Source organism: Sphingomonas aliaeris, from assembly GCF_016743815.1.
Taxonomy (GTDB): domain Bacteria; phylum Pseudomonadota; class Alphaproteobacteria; order Sphingomonadales; family Sphingomonadaceae; genus Sphingomonas; species Sphingomonas aliaeris.
This window is the reverse complement of record NZ_CP061035.1, coordinates 3,400,991-3,424,210: the sequence shown is the minus strand read 5'-3', so window position 1 is coordinate 3,424,210 and position 23,220 is coordinate 3,400,991. Positions and strand designations below refer to the sequence as shown.

General features: G+C 65.7%; 26 protein-coding genes and 1 pseudogene. 11 read left to right on the top strand and 16 right to left on the bottom strand.

The window, feature by feature from the left end; genetic code table 11:
• The first annotated feature begins 11 nt into the window (after nucleotides 1-11).
• The 5 genes from H5J25_RS16185 (at nucleotide 12) to H5J25_RS16170 (ending at nucleotide 6,580) form a co-directional block, all read left to right on the top strand.
• Entirely contained in the window at nucleotides 12-1,088 is a 1,077-nt protein-coding gene (locus H5J25_RS16185) for a DUF2855 family protein (RefSeq protein WP_202092856.1), read from the top strand.
• Nucleotides 1,089-1,127: 39 nt separating this feature from the next.
• Nucleotides 1,128-2,087, top strand: coding sequence for a diaminopimelate epimerase (gene dapF / locus H5J25_RS16180; RefSeq protein ID WP_202092854.1), 960 nt, complete (start codon nucleotides 1,128-1,130; stop codon nucleotides 2,085-2,087).
• 121 nt (nucleotides 2,088-2,208) lie between these two features.
• On the top strand, nucleotides 2,209-3,057 hold the full coding sequence (locus tag H5J25_RS20855) for a PAS domain-containing protein (protein ID WP_225883186.1): 849 nt from the start codon (nucleotides 2,209-2,211) through the stop codon (nucleotides 3,055-3,057).
• The gene (locus tag H5J25_RS16175) at nucleotides 2,978-5,482 is read left to right on the top strand and encodes a GAF domain-containing hybrid sensor histidine kinase/response regulator (protein ID WP_225883540.1); all 2,505 of its coding nucleotides are present in this window, start codon (nucleotides 2,978-2,980) and stop codon (nucleotides 5,480-5,482) included. Before H5J25_RS20855 ends, H5J25_RS16175 begins: the two co-directional genes overlap by 80 nt.
• A gap of 102 nt (nucleotides 5,483-5,584) precedes the next feature.
• Entirely contained in the window at nucleotides 5,585-6,580 is a 996-nt protein-coding gene (locus H5J25_RS16170) for an adenosine kinase (RefSeq protein WP_202092844.1), read from the top strand.
• Between the two features lie 433 nt (nucleotides 6,581-7,013).
• On the opposite strand, the gene H5J25_RS16165 is transcribed toward H5J25_RS16170, so the two are convergent.
• The 8 genes and pseudogenes from H5J25_RS16165 to hisB all read right to left on the bottom strand — a co-directional run bounded on the left by H5J25_RS16165 (nucleotide 7,014) and on the right by hisB (nucleotide 13,448).
• A complete protein-coding gene (locus H5J25_RS16165; protein ID WP_225883185.1) occupies nucleotides 7,014-8,591 on the bottom strand; it encodes an amino acid permease in 1,578 nt (525 codons plus the stop codon).
• A 320-nt stretch (nucleotides 8,592-8,911) separates the two neighbouring features.
• Nucleotides 8,912-9,292: a histidine triad nucleotide-binding protein gene (locus H5J25_RS16160; RefSeq protein ID WP_202092842.1), complete on the bottom strand. Its 381-nt coding sequence runs from the start codon at nucleotides 9,290-9,292 to the stop codon at nucleotides 8,912-8,914.
• 213 nt (nucleotides 9,293-9,505) lie between these two features.
• On the bottom strand, nucleotides 9,506-9,826 hold the full coding sequence (locus H5J25_RS16155; protein WP_202092841.1) for a phosphoribosyl-ATP diphosphatase: 321 nt from the start codon (nucleotides 9,824-9,826) through the stop codon (nucleotides 9,506-9,508).
• Nucleotides 9,827-10,206: 380 nt separating this feature from the next.
• The gene (hisF, locus tag H5J25_RS16145) at nucleotides 10,207-10,983 is read right to left on the bottom strand and encodes an imidazole glycerol phosphate synthase subunit HisF (protein WP_202092837.1); all 777 of its coding nucleotides are present in this window, start codon (nucleotides 10,981-10,983) and stop codon (nucleotides 10,207-10,209) included.
• Between the two features lie 241 nt (nucleotides 10,984-11,224).
• The gene (hisA, locus tag H5J25_RS16140; RefSeq protein WP_202092830.1) at nucleotides 11,225-11,962 is read right to left on the bottom strand and encodes a 1-(5-phosphoribosyl)-5-[(5-phosphoribosylamino)methylideneamino]imidazole-4-carboxamide isomerase; all 738 of its coding nucleotides are present in this window, start codon (nucleotides 11,960-11,962) and stop codon (nucleotides 11,225-11,227) included.
• Nucleotides 11,950-12,556, bottom strand: a pseudogene (gene hisH, locus H5J25_RS16135) (imidazole glycerol phosphate synthase subunit HisH). Before hisH ends, hisA begins: the two are co-directional and overlap by 13 nt.
• Nucleotides 12,553-12,858: a YciI family protein gene (locus H5J25_RS16130; RefSeq protein WP_225883184.1), complete on the bottom strand. Its 306-nt coding sequence runs from the start codon at nucleotides 12,856-12,858 to the stop codon at nucleotides 12,553-12,555. Before H5J25_RS16130 ends, hisH begins: the two are co-directional and overlap by 4 nt.
• Nucleotides 12,859-12,860: 2 nt before the next feature.
• On the bottom strand, nucleotides 12,861-13,448 hold the full coding sequence (hisB, locus tag H5J25_RS16125; protein WP_202092823.1) for an imidazoleglycerol-phosphate dehydratase HisB: 588 nt from the start codon (nucleotides 13,446-13,448) through the stop codon (nucleotides 12,861-12,863).
• A gap of 115 nt (nucleotides 13,449-13,563) precedes the next feature.
• Here hisB and H5J25_RS16120 point away from each other — a divergent pair, with 115 nt between their 5' ends.
• From H5J25_RS16120 to gmk, 5 genes are all read left to right on the top strand, one after another.
• The gene (locus H5J25_RS16120) at nucleotides 13,564-14,046 is read left to right on the top strand and encodes an SspB family protein (RefSeq protein ID WP_202092821.1); all 483 of its coding nucleotides are present in this window, start codon (nucleotides 13,564-13,566) and stop codon (nucleotides 14,044-14,046) included.
• Nucleotides 14,047-14,178: 132 nt separating this feature from the next.
• The gene (gene fumC / locus H5J25_RS16115; RefSeq protein WP_202092819.1) at nucleotides 14,179-15,567 is read left to right on the top strand and encodes a class II fumarate hydratase; all 1,389 of its coding nucleotides are present in this window, start codon (nucleotides 14,179-14,181) and stop codon (nucleotides 15,565-15,567) included.
• 206 nt (nucleotides 15,568-15,773) lie between these two features.
• Nucleotides 15,774-15,989 carry a hypothetical protein gene (locus H5J25_RS16110; RefSeq protein WP_202092814.1) on the top strand — a complete coding sequence of 72 codons (216 nt, stop codon included), beginning with the start codon at nucleotides 15,774-15,776 and terminating at the stop codon, nucleotides 15,987-15,989.
• Nucleotides 15,986-16,186: a hypothetical protein gene (locus H5J25_RS16105; RefSeq protein WP_202092812.1), complete on the top strand. Its 201-nt coding sequence runs from the start codon at nucleotides 15,986-15,988 to the stop codon at nucleotides 16,184-16,186. Before H5J25_RS16110 ends, H5J25_RS16105 begins: the two co-directional genes overlap by 4 nt.
• Nucleotides 16,187-16,260: 74 nt before the next feature.
• Nucleotides 16,261-16,923 carry a guanylate kinase gene (gene gmk / locus H5J25_RS16100; protein WP_225883183.1) on the top strand — a complete coding sequence of 221 codons (663 nt, stop codon included), beginning with the start codon at nucleotides 16,261-16,263 and terminating at the stop codon, nucleotides 16,921-16,923.
• Nucleotides 16,924-17,237: 314 nt separating this feature from the next.
• Here the strand turns inward: gmk and H5J25_RS16095 are convergent, their stop codons facing one another.
• From H5J25_RS16095 to crcB, 7 genes are all read right to left on the bottom strand, one after another.
• Entirely contained in the window at nucleotides 17,238-17,960 is a 723-nt protein-coding gene (locus H5J25_RS16095; protein ID WP_202092806.1) for a class I SAM-dependent methyltransferase, read from the bottom strand.
• Nucleotides 17,960-18,643, bottom strand: a complete 684-nt coding sequence (locus H5J25_RS16090) for an ATP12 family chaperone protein (RefSeq protein ID WP_202092804.1) — start codon at nucleotides 18,641-18,643, stop codon at nucleotides 17,960-17,962. The genes H5J25_RS16095 and H5J25_RS16090 overlap by 1 nt, the downstream gene beginning before the upstream one ends.
• 6 nt (nucleotides 18,644-18,649) lie before the next feature.
• Entirely contained in the window at nucleotides 18,650-18,871 is a 222-nt protein-coding gene (locus tag H5J25_RS16085; protein WP_202092802.1) for a hypothetical protein, read from the bottom strand.
• Between the two features lie 202 nt (nucleotides 18,872-19,073).
• Entirely contained in the window at nucleotides 19,074-19,730 is a 657-nt protein-coding gene (locus H5J25_RS16080) for an HAD-IA family hydrolase (protein WP_202092800.1), read from the bottom strand.
• Nucleotides 19,727-20,329 (bottom strand): FMN-binding negative transcriptional regulator, encoded by a 603-nt coding sequence (locus tag H5J25_RS16075; RefSeq protein WP_202092798.1) that lies wholly within the window; start codon nucleotides 20,327-20,329, stop codon nucleotides 19,727-19,729. The genes H5J25_RS16080 and H5J25_RS16075 overlap by 4 nt, the downstream gene beginning before the upstream one ends.
• Nucleotides 20,329-21,525, bottom strand: coding sequence for an RluA family pseudouridine synthase (locus tag H5J25_RS16070; RefSeq protein WP_202092796.1), 1,197 nt, complete (start codon nucleotides 21,523-21,525; stop codon nucleotides 20,329-20,331). The genes H5J25_RS16075 and H5J25_RS16070 overlap by 1 nt, the downstream gene beginning before the upstream one ends.
• Nucleotides 21,522-21,899 (bottom strand): fluoride efflux transporter CrcB, encoded by a 378-nt coding sequence (crcB, locus tag H5J25_RS16065; protein ID WP_202092794.1) that lies wholly within the window; start codon nucleotides 21,897-21,899, stop codon nucleotides 21,522-21,524. The genes H5J25_RS16070 and crcB overlap by 4 nt, the downstream gene beginning before the upstream one ends.
• 397 nt (nucleotides 21,900-22,296) lie before the next feature.
• Here crcB and H5J25_RS16060 point away from each other — a divergent pair, with 397 nt between their 5' ends.
• Nucleotides 22,297-22,518: a hypothetical protein gene (locus tag H5J25_RS16060; protein WP_202092792.1), complete on the top strand. Its 222-nt coding sequence runs from the start codon at nucleotides 22,297-22,299 to the stop codon at nucleotides 22,516-22,518.
• Between the two features lie 86 nt (nucleotides 22,519-22,604).
• On the opposite strand, the gene H5J25_RS16055 is transcribed toward H5J25_RS16060, so the two are convergent.
• Nucleotides 22,605-23,189 carry a glycine zipper 2TM domain-containing protein gene (locus H5J25_RS16055; protein ID WP_202092790.1) on the bottom strand — a complete coding sequence of 195 codons (585 nt, stop codon included), beginning with the start codon at nucleotides 23,187-23,189 and terminating at the stop codon, nucleotides 22,605-22,607.
• Between the last annotated feature and the right edge of the window lie 31 nt (nucleotides 23,190-23,220).

The window sequence follows — 23,220 nt, the reverse complement described above, 5'->3', positions numbered from 1 at the left end:
AAGGCCGGACCATGCCGATCAAGCGCGAAATGATGGTGCGTCGCGATTCGCTGGAGCAGATCGCGATCAACGATACGATCGCGCCCGAACCGCAGGACGGCGAGATCGTGCTGAAGATCGAGGCATTCTCGCTCACCGCGAACAACGTCACCTATGCGGTGGTCGGCGAGACCGTGAAATACTGGAATTTCTTTCCCGCCGCTGAAGGGTGGGGGATCGTTCCCGTTTGGGGCCATGCACGCGTCGCGGTGTCGCGCCACCCAGACATCGCGGTCGGGGAGCGGGTCTACGGCTATCTGCCGATGGCGACGCACCTGATCGTCCAGCCGGGCAAGGTTTCGGCGGGGATGTTTCGCGACATGGCGCCGCATCGCCAGGCGATGGCCGTGGTGTACAACCAGTATCGCCGCCTCGCCGCCGATCCGTCGCATGATCCCGCGCGGGAGGATGCCCGCATGCTGTTCGAACCGTTGTTCCTCACCAGTTTCCTGATCGAGGACCAGCAACGCCGCGCCGACTGGCAGGGGACCAGCACCGTCATGCTGACCAGCGCTTCCAGCAAGACCGCGATGGGGCTGGCGCATGTTATGCGCGCCGCCAGTCCCGGCGTGACCCGGACCGGCCTGACCAGCAGCGGCAATGCGTCCTTCGTCGAGGGCACCGGGCTGTACGACCGCGTCGTGACCTACGACACGCTCGACGCGCTGGAGATCGGCGGCACCGCGATGGTCGTCGATTTCGCCGGCAATGCGCACTTGCTCGCGCAATTGGCCGCTCGCCTCGGGCCACAATTGTCATACGTCCTGAAGGTCGGCGTGACGCATCATGACGAGAGCGAGGGCGCACCGGCCGCAGGACCCAAACCGGTCTGGTTCTTCGCCCCCGACGCGGCGGCGGCCTTGATCGGCGAAATCGGGCCGGACGCCTTCCAGTCGGCGGTCGCGACACGCTGGTCCGGCTTCGTCGGCGACGCCGATGCCTGGGTGAAGATCGATCATCAGTCGGGCAGCGATGCGTTGCAGCAGGTGTGGCGCGATCTGGTCGCCGGACGCGCCAAACCCGACACCGGATATATCATGCGCTGGTGAATGGTTGCCGCACGGGAAGGACGGGTTTAGGTCGTTCGCATGCGGTTCGATTTCATCAAATGCCACGGATCGGGTAACGATTTCCCGTTGATCGACGCGCGCGACATCCGTCTGGACGATCAGGTCTGGGCAGGCGTTGCGCGTGCGCTGGCGGATCGGCGCGGCCCCGTCGGCGGGGATGGCATCCTGTTGCTGACCGCCGGCGACAAGGCGCAGGCATTCGGCATGCGGATGTTCAATTCCGACGGGTCGGAGGCGGAGACGTGCCTGAACGGGCTGCGCTGCGTCGCGCGCGCCGGGTTCGAGGCGCTGGGCCTGGACCGGGCGGAGGTTCATCTGAAGACATCGACCGCGCATGCCGAACTGGACGACGATCTGGCGCCGGGCGTCTACACGATACGCGAAACGGCGGGGCCGGCCGACCTCGACGTGTCGCACTGGCCGCTGACCGGCCTGGACGTGCATGAGATCGTGGAACAGGTGATCCCGATGCTGCCGACCACACGGCGTTTCACCGCGGTGGCGATGCCCAATCCGCATCTCGTCAGCTTCGACGGCCCGATCGACGAAAGCGAATTGATCGTGGTCGGCGAACTCTGCGAATCCGCGCCCGACTGGTTGCCCAATCGCGCCAACATCTCGTTCGTCGAGTTGCGGGAGGACGGTCTGTTCGTGCGCACGTTCGAACGCGGGGTGGGGCTGACCGACAGTTGCGGCAGCGCGATGGCTGCGTCGGTCTTCTCATCCTGCCTGACCGGGCGCCGCACGTTCGGCACGGAGATGAAGGTGTTTAACCGCGGGGGCCTGGTCCTCGGCCAGGCGGAAAGCGACGGGATGGTCCGTCTGTCCGGCAACGCGACATGGGAGTGGAGCGGTTCGGCCGACGTCGACGCGGATCGCGGCATCGCCGGCGATCTCGTCGTCGCGCGACATTTCAACGAAGAGATCGCCGCATGGGGCGGGGTGGTCAAGGAGGCTCGGGCGGAACCAAGCGTTTAGGATACTGTTCTGACCTCGCCTCGCCCTGGATGCGATACGGCGGGGCGCATGGATTATTGGGGGCCACGTTCTGCTCGACGCGCAATCATCCGGAACCGGCTTCCTGACCGGCGGCGGCGATATGGCCGAGCTGATCCGCGCGCATGACTGGTCGGCAACGCCGGTAGGGCCGATTGAGCATTGGCCACACAGCCTGAAGACGGCGGTCGGTCTGGTCGTCGCGTCGCAAGTGCCGATGACGTTGCTCTGGGGTCCCGAAGGGCTGCTGATCTACAATGAAGGCTATGCCGAGATCGGTGGCGCCCGGCACCCGTTCATCCTCGGCCGGCCGGTGGCGGAATGCTGGCCCGAGGCGGCGGACTTCAACGACAACGTCCTGAAAACGGTGCTGGCGGGCAAACCGCTGCGCTACGCGTCGCAGGAACTGACCCTGTATCGCAACGGCATGCCCGAACAGGTCTGGATGGATCTGGATTACTCGCCGGTGCGCGACGATGACGGGACGATCGTCGGCGTCATCGCGATCGTGATCGAGACGACCTGCCGCGTTCAGGCGGAACGGCGGCTGATCGCGGAGCATGACCTGATCACGCAGATGTTCGATCAGGCCCCCGGTTTCATGGCGATGATCGATGGACCCGACCATCTGCTGACCATGACGAACACCGCATATCACCGGCTGATCGGGCGCAGCGACGTGACGGGCAAGACCATAGCGGAGGCCCTGCCCGAGGCGGTGGAGCAGGGATTCTGTTCGTATCCTCGACGACGTCTACGCCAGCGGCGTGCCTTATGTCGCGACCGGTGCGCTATTCTCCGCCGACGACAAGACCACCGGGCGGATCGAGGATCGCTATGTCGATTTCGTGTTCCAGCCGATCCGCGACACGATGGGCAAGGTCACCGGCATCTTCCTCCAGGGCACCGACGTCAGCGAACGCGTCGCGGGCGAAATCGCGTTGCGGCTTAGCGAAGAGGCATTGCAACAGGCCCTGTCTGCCGGCGACGGGATAGGATCCTGGGATTGGGACGTGCCCAACGACCGGGTCACGTCCGACCTTCGCTTCGCCCGTATGTATGGCGTCGATCCCGATCGGGCGCAGCGGGGCGCCCCGATCGACGAGTTTATCCGGGCGATCCATCCGGAAGATGCCGGCCGGGTCGAGGCGACGATCGCCCGTGCCCTGGCGTCGGGGGGAGGATTCTCGTCCGAATACCGACTGGTGCAGCACGACGGCAGCATCCGTTGGGTCAATGCACAGGGCCGCGCGATGCTGGACGAAGACGGCACGCCGCTGCGCCTTCCGGGCGTGTCGATCGACATCACCCGGCGCAAGGCAAACGAGGCGCGGCAGGCGGCGTTGATCGAACTCGCGGATACGCTCCGCGATCTCGCCGAGCCCGGAGCGATCGCCTTCGCCGCGTCGCGTATCCTCGCCCGCACGCTCGGCGTTTCACGTGCCGGTTACGGCACGATCGACCGCGAAGCGGAGACGATCACGGTCGCGCACGACTGGAACGCGCCGGGTGTGGACAGCATCGCGGGTACGCTCAACTTCCGCGATTACGGATCGTATATCGATCAGCTGAAAGCGGGCGACACCGTGACGGTCAGCGACGCCCGCACCGATCCGCGAACGTCCGCGACAGCCGATGCGCTCGAGCAGATCCATGCATCGTCCTTCATCAACATGCCGCTGCTGGAGCAGGGGCAGTTCGTCGCGCTCGTCTTCGTCAATCACCGCGAGCCGCGCGACTGGAGCGAGGACGATATCGCACTGATGCGCGATTTCGCCGAGCGCGTGCGCGTCGCGACCGAACGCGCGCGCGCCGAACTCGCGCTGCGGAAGGCGAACGACACGCTGGAGGAACAGGTCCGGCTGCGCACCGCCGAACTGGGCGAGAAGGAAGCTCGGTTGCGCGCGATCTTCGAAACCAGTTTCGGGTTCCAGGGGCTGCTGACGCCCGACGGCCTGTTGATCGACGCCAACGCCACCTCGCTCGCCGCCGCCGCCGTAACGTTGGCCGACGTGCAGGGACGGCCCTATTGGGACGCGCCGTGGTTCGCGCGTACGCCGGGAATGTCCGACACGATACGGGAGGCGATACCGCGCGTCGCGGATGGCGAGGTGGTGCGGCAGGAGGTGTTGCTCGACCTGCCCGTCGGCGGTTGGCGCTGGTTCGATCTGGTCATGCGCCCGATCCGCGATGCATCCGGCCGGGTGATGGGCATCGCGCCCGAAGCCAGCGAGACCACCGAACGCCGCATGGCCGAGGAAGCGTTGCGCCAGAGCCAGAAGCTGGAGGCGATGGGGCAGTTGACCGGCGGCGTGGCGCACGATTTCAACAATCTGCTCACCCCGATCATCGGCAGCCTCGATCTGCTGCAACGCCGCGGTATCGGCGGGGAGCGCGAACAAAGGCTGGTCCAGGGCGGGCTGCAATCGGCGGAGCGCGCCAAGATGCTCGTCCAGCGCCTGCTCGCCTTCGCCCGCCGCCAGCCGCTGCAACCGCAGCCGGTCGATGTCGGCCAGGTGATCGGCGCGATGCGGGATCTGGTGGCGAGCAGTTCCGGCCCGCGCGTCCGGCTGGAAGTCGCGATCGCCGACGCATTGCCCGCCGCCATCGCGGAAGTGAACCAGCTCGAAATGGCGTTGCTTAACCTCGCGGTGAATGCGCGCGACGCGATGCCCGATGGCGGTACGCTGACGATGGGCGCGGATGCGGTCACGATCCGGTCCGGCGACGATCAGGTCGGGCCGGGCCGCTATGTCCGCGTCTCGGTCAGCGATACGGGCAGCGGGATGGATGCCGCGACGCTGGCGCGCGCGATCGAACCCTTCTTCTCGACCAAGGGGATCGGCAAGGGCACCGGTCTCGGCCTGTCGATGGTCCACGGTCTGACGTCCCAATTGGGCGGGGGATTGCGGATCGACAGTCGCGTGGGGCTCGGCACGACGGTCGAGATGTTGCTGCCCGTCGCCGAGACCTCCATTGCCGCTCCTTCCGCGCCGACTGCCGACGTCGCCGGGCCGCGCGCGTCGGGCCGCGTCCTGCTGGTCGATGACGAGGACGTCGTTCGCGTCGCGACCGCCGACATGCTCGTGGAGCTCGGCTATCAGGTTACCGAAGCGGAGTCCGGGCAGGCCGCGCTCGACATCATGGGACAGCAGGATTTCGACCTGTTGGTCAGCGATCACATGATGCCCGGCATGGCGGGGACCGATCTCGCCCGGATCGCGGTTGCCCGGTGTCCTGCGCTGCGGGTGCTGATCATTTCGGGCTATGCGGAGGTCGAAAGCGTCGCGCCGGATCTGGCGCGGCTGACGAAGCCTTTCCGCACCGCCGATCTGGGCGAGGCGATCACCGCACTCGGCGGCGACCGCCCCGACTGACCGCTCCGACTGACCGGTCTGCCGCGGGGTGTCGCAGGTTGCGTCCATGCCGCGCGACCCTTACGGCGCCCTCATTGCAGATTTCGCTCAGGAGCGCCCGTTTTGACCACCCCAACCTATGACGTCGTTGCCGTCGGCAATGCCATCGTCGATGTCCTGTCGCATGCCGACGATGCCTTCATTACCGAACAGGGGATGGCAAAGGGCTCGATGCAGTTGATGTTCTCGCCCGAGGACGCCGATGCATTGTACGGAAAGATGGGCCCCGGGATCGAGGCGAGCGGCGGCTCCGCGGCGAACACCGTCGCTGGCATCGCGGCATTGGGCGGCAAGTGCGGCTTCATCGGTCAGGTCGCGAACGACCAGCTCGGCGACGTCTTCGCGCACGACATCCGCGCGATGGGCGTGACGTTCGGTACCGCACCCCGCGACGGCGAACCGACCACTGCGCGCTGCCTGATCTTCGTGACGCCGGACGGCCAGCGCACGATGAACACCTTCCTCGGCGCATCGCAATTCCTGCCCGAATCCGCGCTCGACCGCGCGCTGATCGCCGATGCCGCGATCCTGTATCTGGAAGGCTATCTGTGGGATCCGGAGGAACCGCGCCAGGCGATGCGCGCGGCGATCGAGGTCGCGCGCAAGGCCGGCCGCAAGGTCGCCTTCACGCTCAGCGACGTGTTCTGCATCTCGCGTCACGGCGGCGATTTCCGCAAGCTGATGGCGGACGGCCTGATCGACATCATGTTCGCCAACGAAGCCGAAATCCTCGCACTAATGGGCGTCGAGGATTTTGACGCGGCGGTCGCGGAGGCGGCACGCGAAGTGCCGATGCTGGTCGTCACCCGCAGCGAGAACGGCGCGATCGCGGTATCCGGCGGCAAGACCGTCGCGGTTCCCGCCGCCCCGGTCGAGCGCGTCGTCGACACGACCGGCGCAGGCGATCTGTTCGCCGCCGGCTTCCTGTCCGGCCAGGCCAACGGCAAGAGCGTCGAACAGTCGCTGAAGCTGGGCGCACTGTGCGCGGCGGAAATCATCAGCCATGTCGGCGCCCGCCCGCAGGTGGACTTGAAAGCGCTGGCCGCGAAGATGGACTGAGGCGGTTTGCGTTCCGTTTGAGCAACCCACTTCTTCCCACCCTCCCTGGAAGGGAGGGGCCGGGGGTGGGTCGAGGCCTGGCGATACTGTCACGTCATGCCTAAACCGTCTGCACCGCCAGGACGCCACCCACCCCCAACCCCTCCCTTCCAGGGAGGTGAGCAAGTGTGCGGCATCGGCACGATATATCCTGCCCCCAGCCCCCCGGCCCCAGCGCTGACACCACCTCATCCCGTTCGTTTCGAGCGTAGTCGAGAAACTCTCTCGATAGTCCGAACGGCCTGTTTCTCGACTACGCTCGAAACGAAAGGGTGCGGGAAGTAGCCAGACGGGGGCTCTTACCCGACCCAAGCAAAGCCAGAAGCAGCCCAACAAAAAAAGGGCCGGGAGATCGCTCTCCCGGCCCCTTTTCACATCGCTCGGCCTTAGCCGATCAGGGCTGCGTCCCCACCGGCGCGACATACTCGCCCATGTCCGGGCCGTCTTCCTCGTCCAGGCCCTTGGCCAGCCGGCTATTGTGCATCCCGTAGACGAAATACAGTATGATCGCGGCCAGCGTGTACCAGCCGAAGAACACCAGCACGCGGTATTCGACGGTGAAGATCAGCGCGATACAGGCGACGATGCCCAGACCCGGCAGGATCGGGAACAACGGCACCTTGAACCCGCGCGGGATCTCCGGATGCGTCTTGCGCAGCCAGATGACCGACAGGCAGACGATCGCGAATGCCGCCAGCGTGCCGACCGACGTCATGTCGCCCAGCGTGTTGATGTCGAAGAACGCCGCCGCGCAAGCCGTGATCAAGCCGACCAGGATCGTGTTGACCCACGGCGTCTTGAACTTCTGGTGGACGGTGGCGAACACGCGCGGCAGCAGGCCGTCGCGCGCCATCGTGTAGAAGATGCGCGTCTGGCCATACATCAGCACGAGCACGACCGAGGTCAGGCCGACGATCGCGCCGGCCTTCACCAGCTTGGCGAACCAGGCCCATTGCGGGCCCAGCGCATCGACTGCGACCGCGACGGGATCCGGCACGTTCAACGTCTTGTAGTTGACGATCAGCGTCATCACGATCGACACGAGGATGTAGATGATCGTGCACGCGGCAAGGCTGCCGAGCAGGCCGATCGGCATGTCCTTCTTCGGGTCCTTGGCTTCCTGGCCCGCGGTCGAAACCGCTTCGAACCCGATATACGCGAAGAACACGATCGATGCGGCGCGCAGGATGCCGCCCCAGCCGAACTTGCCGTCCTCACCCGTCGCTGCCGGGATGAAGGGGTCCCAGTTGGACTTCAGCGTATCGAAATGCGCGATCACGAAGCCGCCGCAGATCAGGATGAACGCGATGATCACGGTCAGCTTCACCGCGACGATGAAGTTGTTGACCTTCGCGCTTTCCGAAACGCCGACGACGAGCAGGGCGGTCATCGCCATGCAGATCAGGAAGGCGGGCAGGTTGAACAGATACGTCACCGGCGCGCCGTTGACGAGCACCGGCGCCAGATCGTTACCGACCGCCTGCATCACCGTATGCCCGGTCGGCCCGGTGAGTGCGACCGGAATGACCAGCCCGAAATCGCGGAGCAGGCTGACGACATAGCCTGCCCAGCCGACCGCGACGACCGATGCCGCCAGGCCGTATTCCAGCAGCAGCAGCGCGCCCATGATCCACGCGGCGAATTCGCCGATCGTGGTGTAGCTGTAGGTATAAGCCGATCCGGAGACGGGCAGGGTGGACGACAGTTCGGCGTAGCACAGGCCGGCAAGGCCACAGACGATCCCGGCGATGACGAAAGAGATCAGGACGGCCGGGCCGGCATGCAGCGATGCCGCGCTGCCCGTGCGGACGAAGATGCCCGCGCCGATGATGCAGCCGATGCCCAGGAACACGAGGTTCCATGCGCCCAGCGTGCGTTTCAGTTCACTCTTCTCTGTCTCCCGCTGCACCTGCTCCACCGTCTTGCGGAGCAACATGCGCGAAAGCACACCCTTTGTGGGCTGTGATGCCATTACTGATTTCCCCTATGCCGCCCCGACCCGAAACGGCGATCCGATTATGGCGCGAAGCCTAATGACAAATCGGTGACGTGCAATCCCTTATCGCCGGGGTGCGTTGGGTAGGGGGCCTTGAGCGGCATCCATATCGTCCGCTCGTTTCTGGCGCCGTTCTTCTCCCCTCCCTGAAAGGGAGGGGCCGGGGGTGGGTTGGCCAGTTGGCTGGCCTCGTACGCGCCTCGAACCAACCCACCCCCAACCCCTCCCTTTCAGGGAGGGGAGTAGTTGTGGCCTATCGACTCCGCTCGAAACGAACGGAGCCCAGATCCCCGCCGCTACTTCTTCGCCAGCATCGGGCCGAGCGGTTGCCCGGCGAGGATATGGACATGGAAATGCGGGACTTCCTGCCCCGATTGCCGTCCAGTATTGGCGAGCAAACGGTATCCCGGCACGACCAGCCCAGCATCGCGCGCAATCTTGCCGACCGCGCGGATGAAGCCGGCGATCTCCGCATCCGATCCCTTGGCGCTGAAATCGTCCCATGAGACATAGGGCCCGCGCGGGATCACCAGGATGTGGATCGGCGACTGCGCATTGATGTCGTGGAAGGCGACCGCCCATTCGTCTTCATACACGCGCTGCGACGGAATCTCTCCGCGCAGGATCTTCGCGAAGATGTTCTGGTCGTCATACGGCTTGGTGGCGTCGATCGGCATGAATCCCCCTCCCGCTTGCGGGAGGGGTTAGGGGAGGGCCTGCCCCACTGTCCCGACGCGGTGGTGATTTATGCCCTCCCCCAACCCCTCCCGCAAGCGGCAGGGGAGAAATAAAGGCACCCTCCCGCAAGCGGGAGCGGAGAATTAAAGGAGCCCTCCCGCAAGCGGGAGAGGACAGGTTCAGGTGCGGACCCCGAAAGCGGCAGGGAAAAATCAGGACGTCCGCGCCGCCTTCTCGTCGATCCCCGACACGCCTTCGCGGCGGCCGATCTCGGCACGGACGTCGTCCAGCGACAGTCCGGCATCCGCAAGCAGGACCAGCAGGTGAAAGACCAGGTCGGTCGCTTCCTTGACCATCTCCTCGCGGTCGTCGGCGACCGCCGCGATGACGGTTTCCACCGCTTCCTCGCCTACTTTCTGCGCGATCTTGGCGCGTCCGCGGGCAAACAGCTTAGCGGTGTAGGAGGTCGCGGGATCACCCCCGCGCCGTTCGCGGATCACTGCTTCCAGCGTGTTCAGGATATCGTCGGCCATCCGTCTCCGCTGACGCAAGCGTCAGCCGAGGTCAATCCTCGCGGCGGCCCGCGAACCGCGCCCGCATCGCGCGCCGCACGATCCACACGCCCAGAACCGCCATGCCGAACAAAGCGATATCCGAGAGTTCGGGCATGCTCCGGCTATGGATCACACCGCTATGGGGCTGCGCGACAAGCGCCGTTGGGAGAATGAACAGGAGGAAGAGCAGTGTGCGCATCCGGTCGAGATAGCGTCATGACGTTAAATTCCGGTCATCTAACTGCTTACTATTCCACACCCCGTTCGTGCTGAGCCTATCGAAGCACCTGTTCTGCCTTCACCGCTTTTCGGCAAGCTCAGCACCAAAGGCCGGAATTGGTTGGCTCGGTCGTTCCGGCTCAGACCGGTCGCCGAACCGCCACCCCCGCCGCTGCCAGCGCGGCATGCGCATCGGCGATACTCGCCTCGCCAAAATGGAAGATGCTCGCCGCCAGCACCGCGCTCGCATGTCCCTCGATCACGCCCGCGACCAGATCGTCCAGTCCGCCGACGCCGCCCGATGCGACCACCGGCACCGCGACCTGATCCGCGATCGTGCGCATCAGGTCCAAATCGTAGCCACTGCGCGTTCCATCACGGTCCATCGACGTGACGAGCAATTCGCCCGCGCCCAGCCGCACCAGATTGAGCGCGTGCTCAACCGCATCGATCCCCGTCGCGCGCCGTCCGCCATGCGTGAAGACTTCCCAGCCCCCCGAACCGACGGCGCCGGTCCGCCGCGCATCGACCGAAGCGACGCAGCACTGGCTGCCGAAGCGGTCGGCGATGTCCGCGACCAGCTCGGGGCGGGCGACCGCGGCGGAATTGACCGCGACCTTGTCCGCGCCTGCCAGCAACAGCGCCCGCGCATCCTCGGCGGATCGCACCCCGCCGCCGACCGTCACCGGCATGAAGCACACCTCCGCGGTCCGTCGAACGACGTCCAGGATCGTGCCGCGTGCCTCATGGCTGGCGGTGATATCGAGGAAACACAGTTCGTCCGCCCCCGCCGCATCATAGGCGCGTGCCTGCTCGACCGGATCGCCGGCATCTTTCAGATCGACGAAATTCACGCCCTTCACGACGCGGCCATTGGCGACGTCCAGACACGGAATAACGCGCGCGCGGACCGTCATCGGGGGGACCTAAGGCTTTGTTCACGCGGAGACGCGGAGACGCGGAGAGAAGAAGGTTTGTTCGCGCAGAGGCGCAGAGAGCGCAGAGAAGAAGCGCGCGAAAGCGTGCATGAATACAGCGCGAGACGATCGAGGACCGCATTCGCGGTAGAGCATGTCCTCTCTGCGCTCTCTGCGCCTCTGCGCGAACAAACCTTCTGCCTTCTATCTCCGCGCCTCCGCGTCTCCGCGTGAACCAACTTCACGCCGCCGCCGCCACGCTGAGCGCCGCGGCCAGATCCAGACGCCCGTCATACAAGGCGCGCCCGGTGATGACCCCCTCGACGCCATCCTTCGAATGCAGCGCGAGTACATGGATCTCGCCGATCCCCTTTACGCCGCCGCTCGCGATCACCGGAATGCGCACCGCGCGCGCCAGATCGACCGTCGCCTCGACGTTACACCCCTTCAGCATGCCGTCGCGCCCGACATCGGTGAACAGCAGCGACGCGACACCCGCATCCTCGAACCGCCGCGCCATGTCGATCACCTCGACGTCCGACACATCTGCCCAGCCGCGCGTCGCGACCATGCCGTCCTTCGCGTCCACCGCGACGACGATGCCGCCGGGAAAATCCTTCGCCGCCGTGCGCACCAGATCGGGGTTCTCCAGCGCCGCAGTGCCGATCACCACGCGCGATACGCCCAGGTCGAACCAGCGCTCGATCGCCGCCCGGTCGCGGATCCCGCCGCCCAGTTGCACATGCCCCGGGAATTGCGCGACGATCTCGCGCACCGCATCCCCATTGACGGACGCGCCCGCAAACGCGCCGTCCAGATCGACGACGTGCAGATATCCCGCCCCTTGCCCGGCGAAGACCATCGCTTGCGCTGCGGGATCGTCGCCATAGACCGTCGCGCGATCCATATCGCCCTCGGCCAGACGCACGACCTGTCCGCCCTTCAGATCGATGGCGGGAAAAACGATCAGGGACGCCATGTCAGGAACCTTTCGAGCAATGCGATGCCGTAACGCTGGCTCTTCTCGGGATGGAATTGCACGCCCAGCATCGTGTCCCGACCGATCGCGGCGGTCACCGCGCCGGCATGATCCGTCGTCGCGATGATGCCGTCGCCGCGATAGGCGTAGGAATGCAGGAAATAGGCCTCGCCCGGCACGATCAGCGGATGCGGGGATGTCGGCACGACGTCGTTCCAGCCCATATGCGGCACCTTCGCGCTCGCCTCGTCCGGTTCCAGCAAGGCGACCGTTCCCGGCATCCAGCCGAGACCGGCATGCACGCCATGTTCCTCGCCCGCCTCAGCCATCAATTGCATCCCGACGCAGATGCCCAGGAACGGCGTGCCTTCCCGCTGCACCCGCATGTCGAGCGCCTCGATCATTCCGGGCACGGCACGCAGCGCGGCGGCACAAGCGCCGAACGCCCCCCACGCCGGGCAGCACGATCCGCTCCGCCTTCGCCACGACATCCGCATCCGCGGTGATCGCCACGTCGCGTGCGCCCGCCGCTTTCAGCGCGTTGGCGACCGAGTGCAGATTGCCCGCACCGTAATCGATCAGCGCCAGCGTCATGCGATCAGTTCCGCAAACCCGTCGGATGCCTGCGACGCGTTGAATTCGATCACCTCGGCCTGCGCCGCGCCGCTACCGACGAACGGATCGCTCGCGACCAAAGCCTCGACCTCTTTCCGGTGCCCGCGAACCAGGATGACCCCGCCGGTGCGCGGCACGCGCCGTCCGGACGCGAGGAACAAGCCCGCCTCATATCCGGCGTCCAGCCACTTCATATGCGCTTTCATCTTCGCGTCGATCTCGTCCAGCGGCACGGTATAGGTCAGCAGGACGACGCACAGGGGCGCGTTCGGCCGCTCCACGGTTACAACGTGCCCTTGGTACTGGGAATCGCGTCCGCCTTGCGCGGGTCGATCTCGACCGCTTCGCGCAACGCCCGCGCCAGCCCCTTGAACGCGGCCTCGGCGATATGATGGTTGTTCTGCCCGTACAGCGTCTCGATGTGCAGCGTGACGCCTGCCGTCTGCGCGAACGAATGGAAGAAATGTTCGAACATTTCCGTATCCATCTCGCCGAGCTTCTTCTGCGAGAATTCCGTCTTCCACACCAGATACGGCCGCCCGGAGATATCGATCGCGACGCGCGTCAACGTCTCGTCCATCGGCGAGAGCGCGTCGGCATAGCGGCGGATGCCGCGTTTCTCGCCCAGCGCCTTCAGGATTGCCTCGCCGATCGCCAGGCCCGTATCCTCGACCGTATGGTGCTGGTCGATATGCAGGTCGCCGACCGTCTTCACCCTCAGGTCGATCAGCGAATGGCGCGACAATTGTTCGAGCATGTGATCGAAGAAACCGACTCCGGTCGAGACGTCGTAGGCGCCCGTCCCGTCGAGATCGACGGTGACGTCGATGCTGGTTTCGCTGGTCCGGCGGCTGATGGTGGCGGTGCGCATGCCCGCGCTAATAGCGGCTGGTTGGTTTCGTGCAATCTTGACCAGCCCGCCTTGACCAGCCCATCTTGAACCGTCCTGCCTTGACCCGTCCGGCAATCCCGCTACCCAAGGGGCCATGAGCGATGGAATGCCAGACAGCCTGATTCCTTATGACGAAATCGTCCAGGAGGCGCTTCGTGCCGTGGTCGGCCGGGTGCTCGGCTCGGTTGCGGAAAATGGCGGTCTGCCCGGCGACCACCACTTCTACATCACCTTCAAGACGCAGGCGCCCGGAGTCGATATCCCCAAGCGTCTGATCGAGCGTTTTCCCGACGAAATGACCATCGTCATGCAGAATCGCTATTGGGACCTGGTCGTCGACGACGAGAAATTCTCGATCGGTTTGAGCTTCAATCAGGTGCCGTCGAAACTGGTCATTCCCTATTCGTCGGTCACCGGCTTCCACGATCCCAGCGTGAACTTCGAACTCCGCTTCCAGGCGCAGGAAGGTCCCGACGGACCCGATCCGCATGACGAGGCGGAGAATGACGGCCCGACCGCGGTGCCGGTCGAGGACGGATCGAACGTCGTCGCCGTGGACTTCAAGCGCAAGAAATAAGGCTGGTCGCCACGTCCGGTATCAATTGCCGCCCGGACTTGTCCCGGGGGCGACCGATCCGCACATACCCCGTTCGGGACTCGTCGACCGGTCGATGCCGCGCCGGTCCCGCATGACGGAGGTGATTGCAGCGTGACCCAGGAAACCCGCACCGAAACCGACAGCTTCGGCCCCATCGAAGTCCCCGTCCACGCTTATTGGGCGGCCCAGACCCAGCGGTCGATCGAAAACTTCCCGTTCGGTGCGCACGAACGCATGCCGATCGAGATCGTCCACGCGCTCGCCCTGGTCAAACAGGCCGCGGCCCGCGTCAATCGCACGCACGGCCTAGACCCGAAGCTCGCCGATGCGATCGATACCGCCGCCGCCGAAGTCGCCAGCGGCAAGCTCGACGATCATTTCCCGCTGGTCATCTGGCAGACGGGATCGGGCACGCAGAGCAACATGAACGTCAACGAGGTGATCGCCGGTCGCGCGAACGAGATCTTGACGGGCAAGCGCGGCGGCAAGTCGCCGGTCCACCCCAATGACCACGTCAATATGAGCCAGTCGTCAAACGACAGCTTTCCGACCGCGCTTCACATCGCCGCCGCGCTCGCCGCCACGCGCCGCCTGATCCCCGCGCTCGAACAGCTCGAGGCCAGCCTGCTCGCCAAGGTCGAGGCGTGGGGAAAGATCGTCAAGATCGGACGCACCCACCTGCAGGATGCGACGCCGCTGACTCTGGGACAGGAATTTTCCGGCTATTATGCGCAACTCCGCCTCGCCCGGACGCGCATCGTCCCGTTGATCGATCACGGGCTCAGCAAGCTCGCACAGGGCGGGACGGCGGTCGGCACCGGGCTGAATGCGCCGCCGGGCTTCGCACAGGATTTCGCCACCGCGATCGCCGACCTGACCGGCTTCCCGTTCGAAACGGCGCCCAACAAGTTCGAGGCCCTGGCCAGCCACGACACGTTGGTCGATTTTTCCGGGCGGCTGAACGGGCTCGCCGTGTCTCTGACGAAGATAGCAAACGACATCCGCCTGCTCGGCTCCGGCCCGCGCTCGGGAATCGGCGAACTCAGCCTGCCGGAAAACGAACCGGGCAGTTCGATCATGCCGGGCAAGGTCAATCCGACGCAGTGCGAGATGCTGACAATGGTCGCCGCACAGGTGATCGGCAATCACACCGCGGTGACGGTCGGGGGACTGCAGGGGCATCTCGAACTCAACGTGTTCAAACCGTTGATCGGGGCGGCGGTGCTACGCTCGATCGATCTGCTCGCCACGGGCATGCAGAGTTTCGCGGAACGCTGCGTCGACGGGCTGGAGCCCGATCGCGCGCGGATCGCCGATCTGGTCGAACGGTCGCTGATGCTCGTCACCGCGCTCGCGCCCGAAATCGGATATGACAATGCCGCGAAGATCGCCAAGCATGCGCATGCCGAAGGGCTGACGCTGCGCGAGGCGGGGCTCGCGCTCAACCTGGTCGACGAAGCCACGTTCGATCGCGTCGTCCGCCCCGAGGATATGGTCTAGTTCCTCCCCGGCACGGGGAGGGGGACCATGAGCATTCAGCGAATGGTGGAGGGGGTTCTCCACCAGTGATCCACTCGCGGAGAACCCCCTCCACCACCCGGCTGAAGGAGCCGGCCGATCCCCATCCCCGTGCCGGGGAGGATCGGTAACGGAACTCCCGCCCCCCTCGCGCTTTATGCTGTCCGAACGATGCGAGGGAACAGAACGTGAGTGCAACGACCATTGGTGCGCTGATCGGCGGCGGGATCGACGCGATGAGTGGCGACGACGGTGCGGCGGACGGCGCGATCATCGGTGCGATCACCGCCAATGTGCTGAAGGTCGTTCTGCCGCTCGCGGTGACTTACGCGGTCGGCTGGGCCGTCTTGCGCGGTGCGGCCGAACTCAAGAACAAAGCATTCGGAAATGGAGAAGGTGCATGATTCGCGGTATTCTGGGGTCCCTGATCGGCGCTGAGATCGATCGTCGCAACGGTGACAGCGGGCTGAAAGGCGCCGCGATCGGCATGATCGCCAGTCGCGTGCTGACCCGCATGGGTCCGCTCGGCCTCGCGCTCGGCGGCGCCTATGTCGCGAAAAAGGCCTATGACCGGCACCGCGAGTCCCGGCGAACGGTCTGATCCGCGGCCTCGAATCTGGCATGGCGATGCGCGCATGACTTGACGGACGCCCCGTCACGCCGCCACTAGCGCCCATGCCGGATTCCGCAAAGACGATCGACCCCGAAGATCCCCACGGTTTCAAACGCCGGGGGATGATGTTCGTACTGTCCTCGCCTTCGGGCGCGGGCAAATCGACGATCGCAGGCAAGCTGCTCGAATCGAACCCCGAACTCGTCGTGTCGATCTCCTACACGACGCGGCCGATCTGCCCAGGCGAGGTGGACGGCGTCCATTATCACTTCACCGATCTCGAAACGTTTCGCGAGATGGTCGCCAATCACGAATTCCTCGAATGGGCGCATGTCTTCGGCCATCGTTACGGCACGCCCAAGGCGCAGGTCTGGAACGTGCTGGAACAGGGCAAGGACATCCTGTTCGACATCGACTGGCAGGGTGCGCAGCAATTGCACCAGCTGGCCGGCGGCGATGTCGTCCGCGTCTTCATCCTGCCACCGTCGATGCCCGTCCTGCGCCAGCGCCTGATCGACCGCCGCACTGACGCGATGGAAGTCATCGACGCCCGCATGGACCGCGCCGCGAACGAGGTCAGCCATTGGGACGGGTACGACTACGTCCTGGTCAACGACCATGTGGAAACCTGCTTCGACGGGGTGAAGACGATCCTCGCGGCGGAACGCCTCAAGCGCTCACGTCAGACAGGCATCATCGGCTTCATCCGCAAACTCCTGCGCTGATTTAGAAGGATTGTTCGCGCAGAGTCGCCGAGGACGCAGAGAAATCGTCCCCCGCTGCGATCGCGAGAGCTAAAATCGGACGGTCGAGATAGGACGTGCGGCAACCGCAAGCGCACCTCCTCCGCGCTCTCTGCGCCTCTGCGCGAACCAACTCTCTTATTCAGATGAGTTCACGCGAAGGCGCAAAGACGCGAAGACGTGCAAGCCGCACGTCCTGCTTATCTTTCACTTCTTGACGGCCACGCATCCACGTCGCCCGAAACAACCAGCCCGGGAAACATCCTTCGTGCCTTCGCGCCTTCGCGTGAACAAAATCAGGACCGATCAGGCTTCCGCCATTCCATCATCATGAACCAGGGCACCCGCCGATACCGGTCCCCCCTGTTTCGCATCCCCCCGACCGGCGCAGGCTCGGCGAAATGCGTCAGGACCAGCCCCTGACCGATCAGCAGCGACATATACGTCGACAGCGGCCGATGCCAGTTCTGGATACGGATCCCGCGCCAGCTGACCCAGTTCGCGCGCTCGTCCAGATAATCGTCGATCGCGAACTTCGAATGCCCGCTCCAATCGGTTTCCCACCCTTCGTTCGATGCCGTGTTGAAGCTGTTTAGGTTGGCGATCAGCAACGTGCCGCCCGGACGCAACACGCGCGCCATTTCCGCAATGCCCGCCGCAATGTCGGGAATGTCGATCAGCGCCAGATAGCTGACGACCAGATCGAACGACGCGTCCGCGAAATCCAGCCGCTCCGCGCGCCCGATCGCATAGGCACCCTCGGGGTGCAGCATCCGCGCATGGTCGATCAAGGCTGCGGTCGGATCGATGCCGGTCGTATCCATCCCCAGATCGGCGAGCATCCGGCAGAACCGCCCCTCGCCGCATCCGACGTCCAGCACGGTCGTGAACGGTCCCGATCCCGCCGCTGCCGCACGCTTCAGCATCGGCGCATCCAGCACGAACCGGCGCCCAAAATCCCCTTCGTCACCCATGTCGGCGATCCAGGCTTCGGCCGATTCCGCCCAGCCGTCGGACATCAGCCGATCAGTTCCAGGAAACGCGCACCCGCGAAGAAATCCCTGCGCCGCGATTCGAGTGCTGCGATCGACACTTCGTCGCGGCCCCATTGCTCGGTCTGCCAGTCCTCGTCCGCCTCGACCGCGCGCCACGCCTCTTCGGCGGTCGCCGCGCCCTCGACCACCGCCAGCGCCGCGATCAGCGATCCGCCGATCGTGACGATCGGGGACAGGCCGGCCAGTTCCCACGCCGTTCGCGCCGCGATCGCATCGCCCAGCCGCGCGATCGTCGCGGCGGGCTGCGTGCGGTGCATGACGCCTTGGACGATCTCGAAATGCACGTCGTACCGCGTCCGTGCCCAGCTTAGCAGCGGATCCCACAGCAACGCCTGCCGCGCGACCAGAGCATCCGGTTCCGGCGCGCGGTAATAGAGCAGGTCGCTTTCGCCGAACGTCGCCAGACTCGCGGCGAAGGCGGCGGTGTCGGGGGCGATCCGGTCGATCACTGCATTGGACAGGCCGGTCATCGGCATCGCGCGCGGATCGATCTCGCCCGTCACCCCGCGCCATTCCTCCGCCACCGCATCGGCGAGCGCGGGGAAGGGCAGGGCCAGCGGCACGCGTCCCGGCGTGCGCACCGGCCGGCCGTCCAGCGTCACGACGCCCGCGGCATCCACCGCCACATCCGTCCAGAATCGCTTCATCGTCTCTCAGCCCTCAGGCGGCGTGCGCCAGCGCCGGGCAAGCGCTGCGGGCACCACCGCCATCACGATCATCGCGGAGATGACGATCGCCGTACCCAGGATCTTCTGCCCGATCGAAATCCCGCGCGACAGCAACACCAGCCCGAACACCGCCCCCGCCGCCGCGACCGGCCGGCTGGCGACGATCGCCAGATACCGGTTGCGCGCAAGTGTGTCGGGATCGGTCATAGGCCGCGTCCTACACCGATGGGGGAGGGATGGAAAACCCTCCTTCTCCCCTCCCTGAAAGGGAGGGGCCGGGGGTGGTGGATGTCCGCGATACGGCAAGTACGGGGCGCACGGCATCGGTACGCCCGGCCCGCACCCACCCCCAACCCCTCCCTTCCAGGGAGGGGAGAAGCATGGGCCCTCCCCGGAAGACAGCCCAAACCTAACCCACCATCAACCCCGGCAAATCCGCCACTTCGGCCGCCACCGCATGCGCACCGCACGCCAGCAATTCCTCGGCCGGATGATAACCCCACGACACGCCCACCGTCCGCGTGCCCGCATTCCGACCCATTACGATGTCATAGCTGGTGTCGCCGATCATCACCGTCGTCTCGGGCGACGATCCCGCCTCCGCCATCGCGGTCTCGATCATCGACGGGTGCGGCTTGGACGGGTGGCGGTCGGCGGTCTGCAAGGTCACGAACCGCGCCTTGATGCCGTGCAGGTCCAGCACGTGCGCCAGCCCGCGATCGGACTTGCCCGTCGCCACGCCGAACACCCAGCCATCGGCATCCAGACGGTCCAGCATCGCGATCATCCCGTCGAACAACGGTTCGTCCGCCAGCGCGCCCGTCGCGCGCATCCGCTGGAACGCCAGCTTGTAATCCTCCGCCATCGCGCGATGCTGCGCGTCGTCGGCACCGGGCAACAGTCCGCGCATCGCCTCGACCAGGCTCAGCCCGACGATCCGGCGGATCGCCGCGCGTTCCGGGATCGCGATTCCGTGCAGCGCGAAGGCCTGTTCGACCGCAGCGCAGATGTTCGCTTGGCTGTCGACCAACGTGCCGTCGCAATCGAACAGCGCCAATTTGTTCATGCCGGATTCCGCATCAGGTGCGCGATCGCCCGGCGTCCCGCCGCTTCCACCCCGTCCGCCGCCGCCAGCCGCGCCGCCTCGGGCTTGTTCTGCCCAAGCTTGCGCGTGCCCCGCCAGCCCTGGATCTCCAGCCGATAGCCGACAATCCCGCGAAGGTGCTGCGCGAACAGCTTCGGGTCCATCTTGTCGCGGACCCAGGGCGTCTTGGGCGCGAGCTTCGCCTCCTGCTCGGCGCTCAGCCGGTCCAGCTGATCGACCAGCCCGGCCTCGTCCATCCGCCGCATCGTGCCTTCCAGTTCGACCGCGACATAATTCCACGTCGGCACCTGATCCGGCCCCAGCCCGTAATAATCCGGGCTGACATAACCGTCCGGCCCCTGCGCGACGAACAAAGCCGTCGCCCCGTCCAGATGCCGCGCAATGCCGTTGCCGCGCGCGACGTGCAGCGCGATCGTATCGTCATCCAGCCACACGACCGGCACATGCGCGACGCGGGGGCCGTCCGGCGTCCCCGCGAACAGCGCGCCGAACCCCAAAGCCGATACCAGATCGCGCATCGCCGCGCGGTCTTCCCAGCGGAACGACGCGTTCGGATGCATCAGGGGCGTGCCCGGGGTGGCCCCGGCTTTTTCGGCGCCGGCTTGGGTCCGGGCTTCTTGCCGGCCGGCTTGCCCTTCGGCGGCGCCTTGCCTGCCGCGCCGCGCACCGGTTCGCTGCCGCGGTTGCGCCGTTCGCCCTTGCGATCCTTGCGCAGGTTCTTCGCATGTTGCTTCGCCTGCTGCTTCTTCACCGCCTTGCTCGGCGGCGGCGGCGTCTCCAACGGCATTGTATTGCCAAGCATTTCGTCGAAACCGAGCTGTTTCAGGCTCTCCGCGAAATGCGTCGGCAGTTCGGCCTGCACGTCGATTTCGCCGCCATCGGGATGATCGACGCGGATGCGGCGCGAATGCAGGTGCATCTTGCGACTGATCCCGCCGGTCAGGAACGCGGCCTGCCCGCCATATTTCCCGTCGCCGACGATCGGATGCCCGATCGCCGCCAGATGCACGCGCAATTGGTGCGTCCGCCCGGTATAGGGGATCAGTTCCAGCCACGCGGTCGTCGTGCCCGCCATCTCGATCACGCGGTACCGCGTACGGGCCGGCGCGCCTTCCTTCTCGTCGACATGCATCTTCTCGCCACCGCTGCCCGGCTGCTTGGCGATCGGCAGTTCGATCGTACCATCCTCGATCGACGGCACGCCGACGACCAGCGCCCAATAGGTCTTGCGAGCGGTCCGTGAGGAGAAAGTCTTCGCGAAATACGCCGCCGCACGCGTCGTCCGCGCGATCAGCAGCGCCCCGCTCGTATCCTTGTCCAGCCGGTGGACCAGCTTCGGCCGGCTTTCGCCGTCGAACTGCAATCCGTCGAGCAGCCCGTCGACATGCTCGGTCGTCTTGGTGCCGCCCTGTGTCGCGAGGCCCGGCGGCTTGTTGATGACGATCGCCTGCGCATCGCGGTGGATCACCATCTCGCGGATATAGGCGTTCTGTTCGTCGGAAAGCTCGACGCGTTCCTTCTTCTTCGGCGCATCCTCGCGCACCGCCTCGACCGGGGGCACGCGGATCAACTGACCGGCGGCGATCCGGTCGCCCGGCGTCGCGCGCGCGCCATCGACGCGCAACTGGCCGGACCGCGCCCACATCGCCACCGTCGTGAAGCTGGTATCGGGCAGGTTGCGCTTGAACCAACGGTCCAGCCGGATGCCGTCGTCATCGGCCCCCACCTTGAAAGTACGGACGTCTTGCTCGCTCATGCGGCGATCCTCGTTAGCGTAAGGCCGGCGAACACGGCCGCGCACGATCCGATCACCGATGCGCCGACATACAGCGCCATCGATGTCAGGTCGCCGCGCTCGATCATCGTCACGACATCCAGTGAAAAGGCGGAAAAGGTGGTGAAGCCGCCGAGCATCCCGACCGCGATCAGCAGCCGCCACTGCTCGGCCGACCCCGCGGCCCGTGCAAGCACGCCGACCAGCGCGCCCATCAGCAACCCGCCGACCAGATTGACGGCCAGCGTGCCCCACGGAAATCCGGCGCCGAACAGCGATGCCATCGCCCGCCCGGTCAGAAAGCGCGCGCCCGAACCGACCGCGCCGCCGGCCATGACAAGAAACAGGGAATACATGCCGCCCGCGTTAGCGCGGATGACACGGAAAGAGAACTGCGCGCTTGGGGTATCCGTTCTGGCGGTGAGGAGCCCGGTCGTTTCCGGCTATGGAAAGGGAGCGGCCCCACTTCTCCCCCTCCCTGGAAGGGAGGGGCCACCCCCACTTCTCCCCTCCCTGGAAGGGAGGGGCCGGGGGTGGGTAGGTTGCGGCAGCACACCCCGCTAACCCCGAGCGACCCCCAAAGCGTCCACCCGATCCTTCAACCGATCCACAAATCGAAACCACATCCCGCGCGTCCACCCACCCCCAACCCCTCCCTTTCAGGGAGGGGAGCCAAAAGGAGGGGAGCTGGAAGTAAAAAACGCGTCAAAATCCAGCCTTGCGCACATTCAGTGCTGTGCATATGTAATACACATGCTCAACATCCTTTCGATCCTCATCGGCCTCGTGGCTCTGGTCTTCGCGCTTCCGGGGCTCATCCCGCTGCTCGGCTGGCTCAATTGGCTTGCCGTGTTCATCGGTGTTGTCGGCCTTGCGGTCGGCGCGTTGTCCAGCAGCAATTCGGGCCGTAACCTCAACATCGTCGTGCTGATCGTCGCGGCGATCCGCCTGTCGCTCGGCGGCGGCTTCATCTGAAGAGACATCAGCCGGCCTCAGCCACCGAAACGAAAAAGACCCCGGCGATCGCTCGCCGGGGTCTTTCCGAATTCGGGTAGGTCCGCTTAGCGGCAGGTCACGTTGCCGCGATCGACCGACCGGCCCAGCACCGCACCACCGGCCGCGCCCAGCAGGGTCCCCAGCGTGCTCGACCGCCCGTTGGTCAGCAGATTGCCCAGCACGCCACCCGCCACGCCGCCGACGATCAGACCGGTCGTGCCATCGTTGCGGCGGCAATAATATTGCCCGTTGCTACCGCGATAGATCCGATCGGCGCGCGTCAGGCGGCGCGGCTGGTAATAGCGTCCGTCGCGGTAATACCGATCGGCGTAATAGGTCCGCTGTCCGCCTTCGAAGCGGTTATAGTCGTAATTGCGATACTGCCGCCAATCGCGCACCTGCCGTACGTCGGCGCGGCGATCCTGGCGCGCATCACGCACCTCTTCGCGATACTCCCGGCGGGCATTGCGCACGTCGCGCGGCGAATCCGCGCGGCGAACGTCGCGGCGATAGTCGCGCTGCGCATCCCGAACGTCTTCGCGATATTCGCGGTTGGCGTCCCGGACGCCCTGTGCCGCTGCCGGTGCCATCAGCGGAACCGCCGGTGCAACCGTCGCCGCGATCAGGGTAGCCAACATGGTGATACGCATCGTCATTCTCTTTTATCGTTGGAGATAAGGC

Coding starts and splice junctions, on each gene's coding strand:
- H5J25_RS16185 (WP_202092856.1), top strand. CDS start 12: ATGCCGATCAAGCGCGAAATGATGGTGCGTCGCGATTCGCTGGAGCAG.
- dapF (WP_202092854.1), top strand. CDS start 1,128: ATGCGGTTCGATTTCATCAAATGCCACGGATCGGGTAACGATTTCCCG.
- H5J25_RS20855 (WP_225883186.1), top strand. CDS start 2,209: ATGGCCGAGCTGATCCGCGCGCATGACTGGTCGGCAACGCCGGTAGGG.
- H5J25_RS16175 (WP_225883540.1), top strand. CDS start 2,978: ATGGGCAAGGTCACCGGCATCTTCCTCCAGGGCACCGACGTCAGCGAA.
- H5J25_RS16165 (WP_225883185.1), bottom strand. CDS start 8,591: ATGGCATCACAGCCCACAAAGGGTGTGCTTTCGCGCATGTTGCTCCGC.
- H5J25_RS16160 (WP_202092842.1), bottom strand. CDS start 9,292: ATGCCGATCGACGCCACCAAGCCGTATGACGACCAGAACATCTTCGCG.
- H5J25_RS16155 (WP_202092841.1), bottom strand. CDS start 9,826: ATGGCCGACGATATCCTGAACACGCTGGAAGCAGTGATCCGCGAACGG.
- hisF (WP_202092837.1), bottom strand. CDS start 10,983: ATGACGGTCCGCGCGCGCGTTATTCCGTGTCTGGACGTCGCCAATGGC.
- hisA (WP_202092830.1), bottom strand. CDS start 11,962: ATGGCGTCCCTGATCGTTTTTCCCGCCATCGATCTGAAGGGCGGACAG.
- hisB (WP_202092823.1), bottom strand. CDS start 13,448: ATGCGCACCGCCACCATCAGCCGCCGGACCAGCGAAACCAGCATCGAC.
- H5J25_RS16120 (WP_202092821.1), top strand. CDS start 13,564: ATGAGCGATGGAATGCCAGACAGCCTGATTCCTTATGACGAAATCGTC.
- H5J25_RS16105 (WP_202092812.1), top strand. CDS start 15,986: ATGATTCGCGGTATTCTGGGGTCCCTGATCGGCGCTGAGATCGATCGT.
- gmk (WP_225883183.1), top strand. CDS start 16,261: ATGCCGGATTCCGCAAAGACGATCGACCCCGAAGATCCCCACGGTTTC.
- H5J25_RS16095 (WP_202092806.1), bottom strand. CDS start 17,960: ATGTCCGACGGCTGGGCGGAATCGGCCGAAGCCTGGATCGCCGACATG.
- H5J25_RS16090 (WP_202092804.1), bottom strand. CDS start 18,643: ATGAAGCGATTCTGGACGGATGTGGCGGTGGATGCCGCGGGCGTCGTG.
- H5J25_RS16085 (WP_202092802.1), bottom strand. CDS start 18,871: ATGACCGATCCCGACACACTTGCGCGCAACCGGTATCTGGCGATCGTC.
- H5J25_RS16080 (WP_202092800.1), bottom strand. CDS start 19,730: ATGAACAAATTGGCGCTGTTCGATTGCGACGGCACGTTGGTCGACAGC.
- H5J25_RS16075 (WP_202092798.1), bottom strand. CDS start 20,329: ATGCATCCGAACGCGTCGTTCCGCTGGGAAGACCGCGCGGCGATGCGC.
- H5J25_RS16070 (WP_202092796.1), bottom strand. CDS start 21,525: ATGAGCGAGCAAGACGTCCGTACTTTCAAGGTGGGGGCCGATGACGAC.
- crcB (WP_202092794.1), bottom strand. CDS start 21,899: ATGTATTCCCTGTTTCTTGTCATGGCCGGCGGCGCGGTCGGTTCGGGC.
- H5J25_RS16060 (WP_202092792.1), top strand. CDS start 22,297: ATGCTCAACATCCTTTCGATCCTCATCGGCCTCGTGGCTCTGGTCTTC.
- H5J25_RS16055 (WP_202092790.1), bottom strand. CDS start 23,189: ATGCGTATCACCATGTTGGCTACCCTGATCGCGGCGACGGTTGCACCG.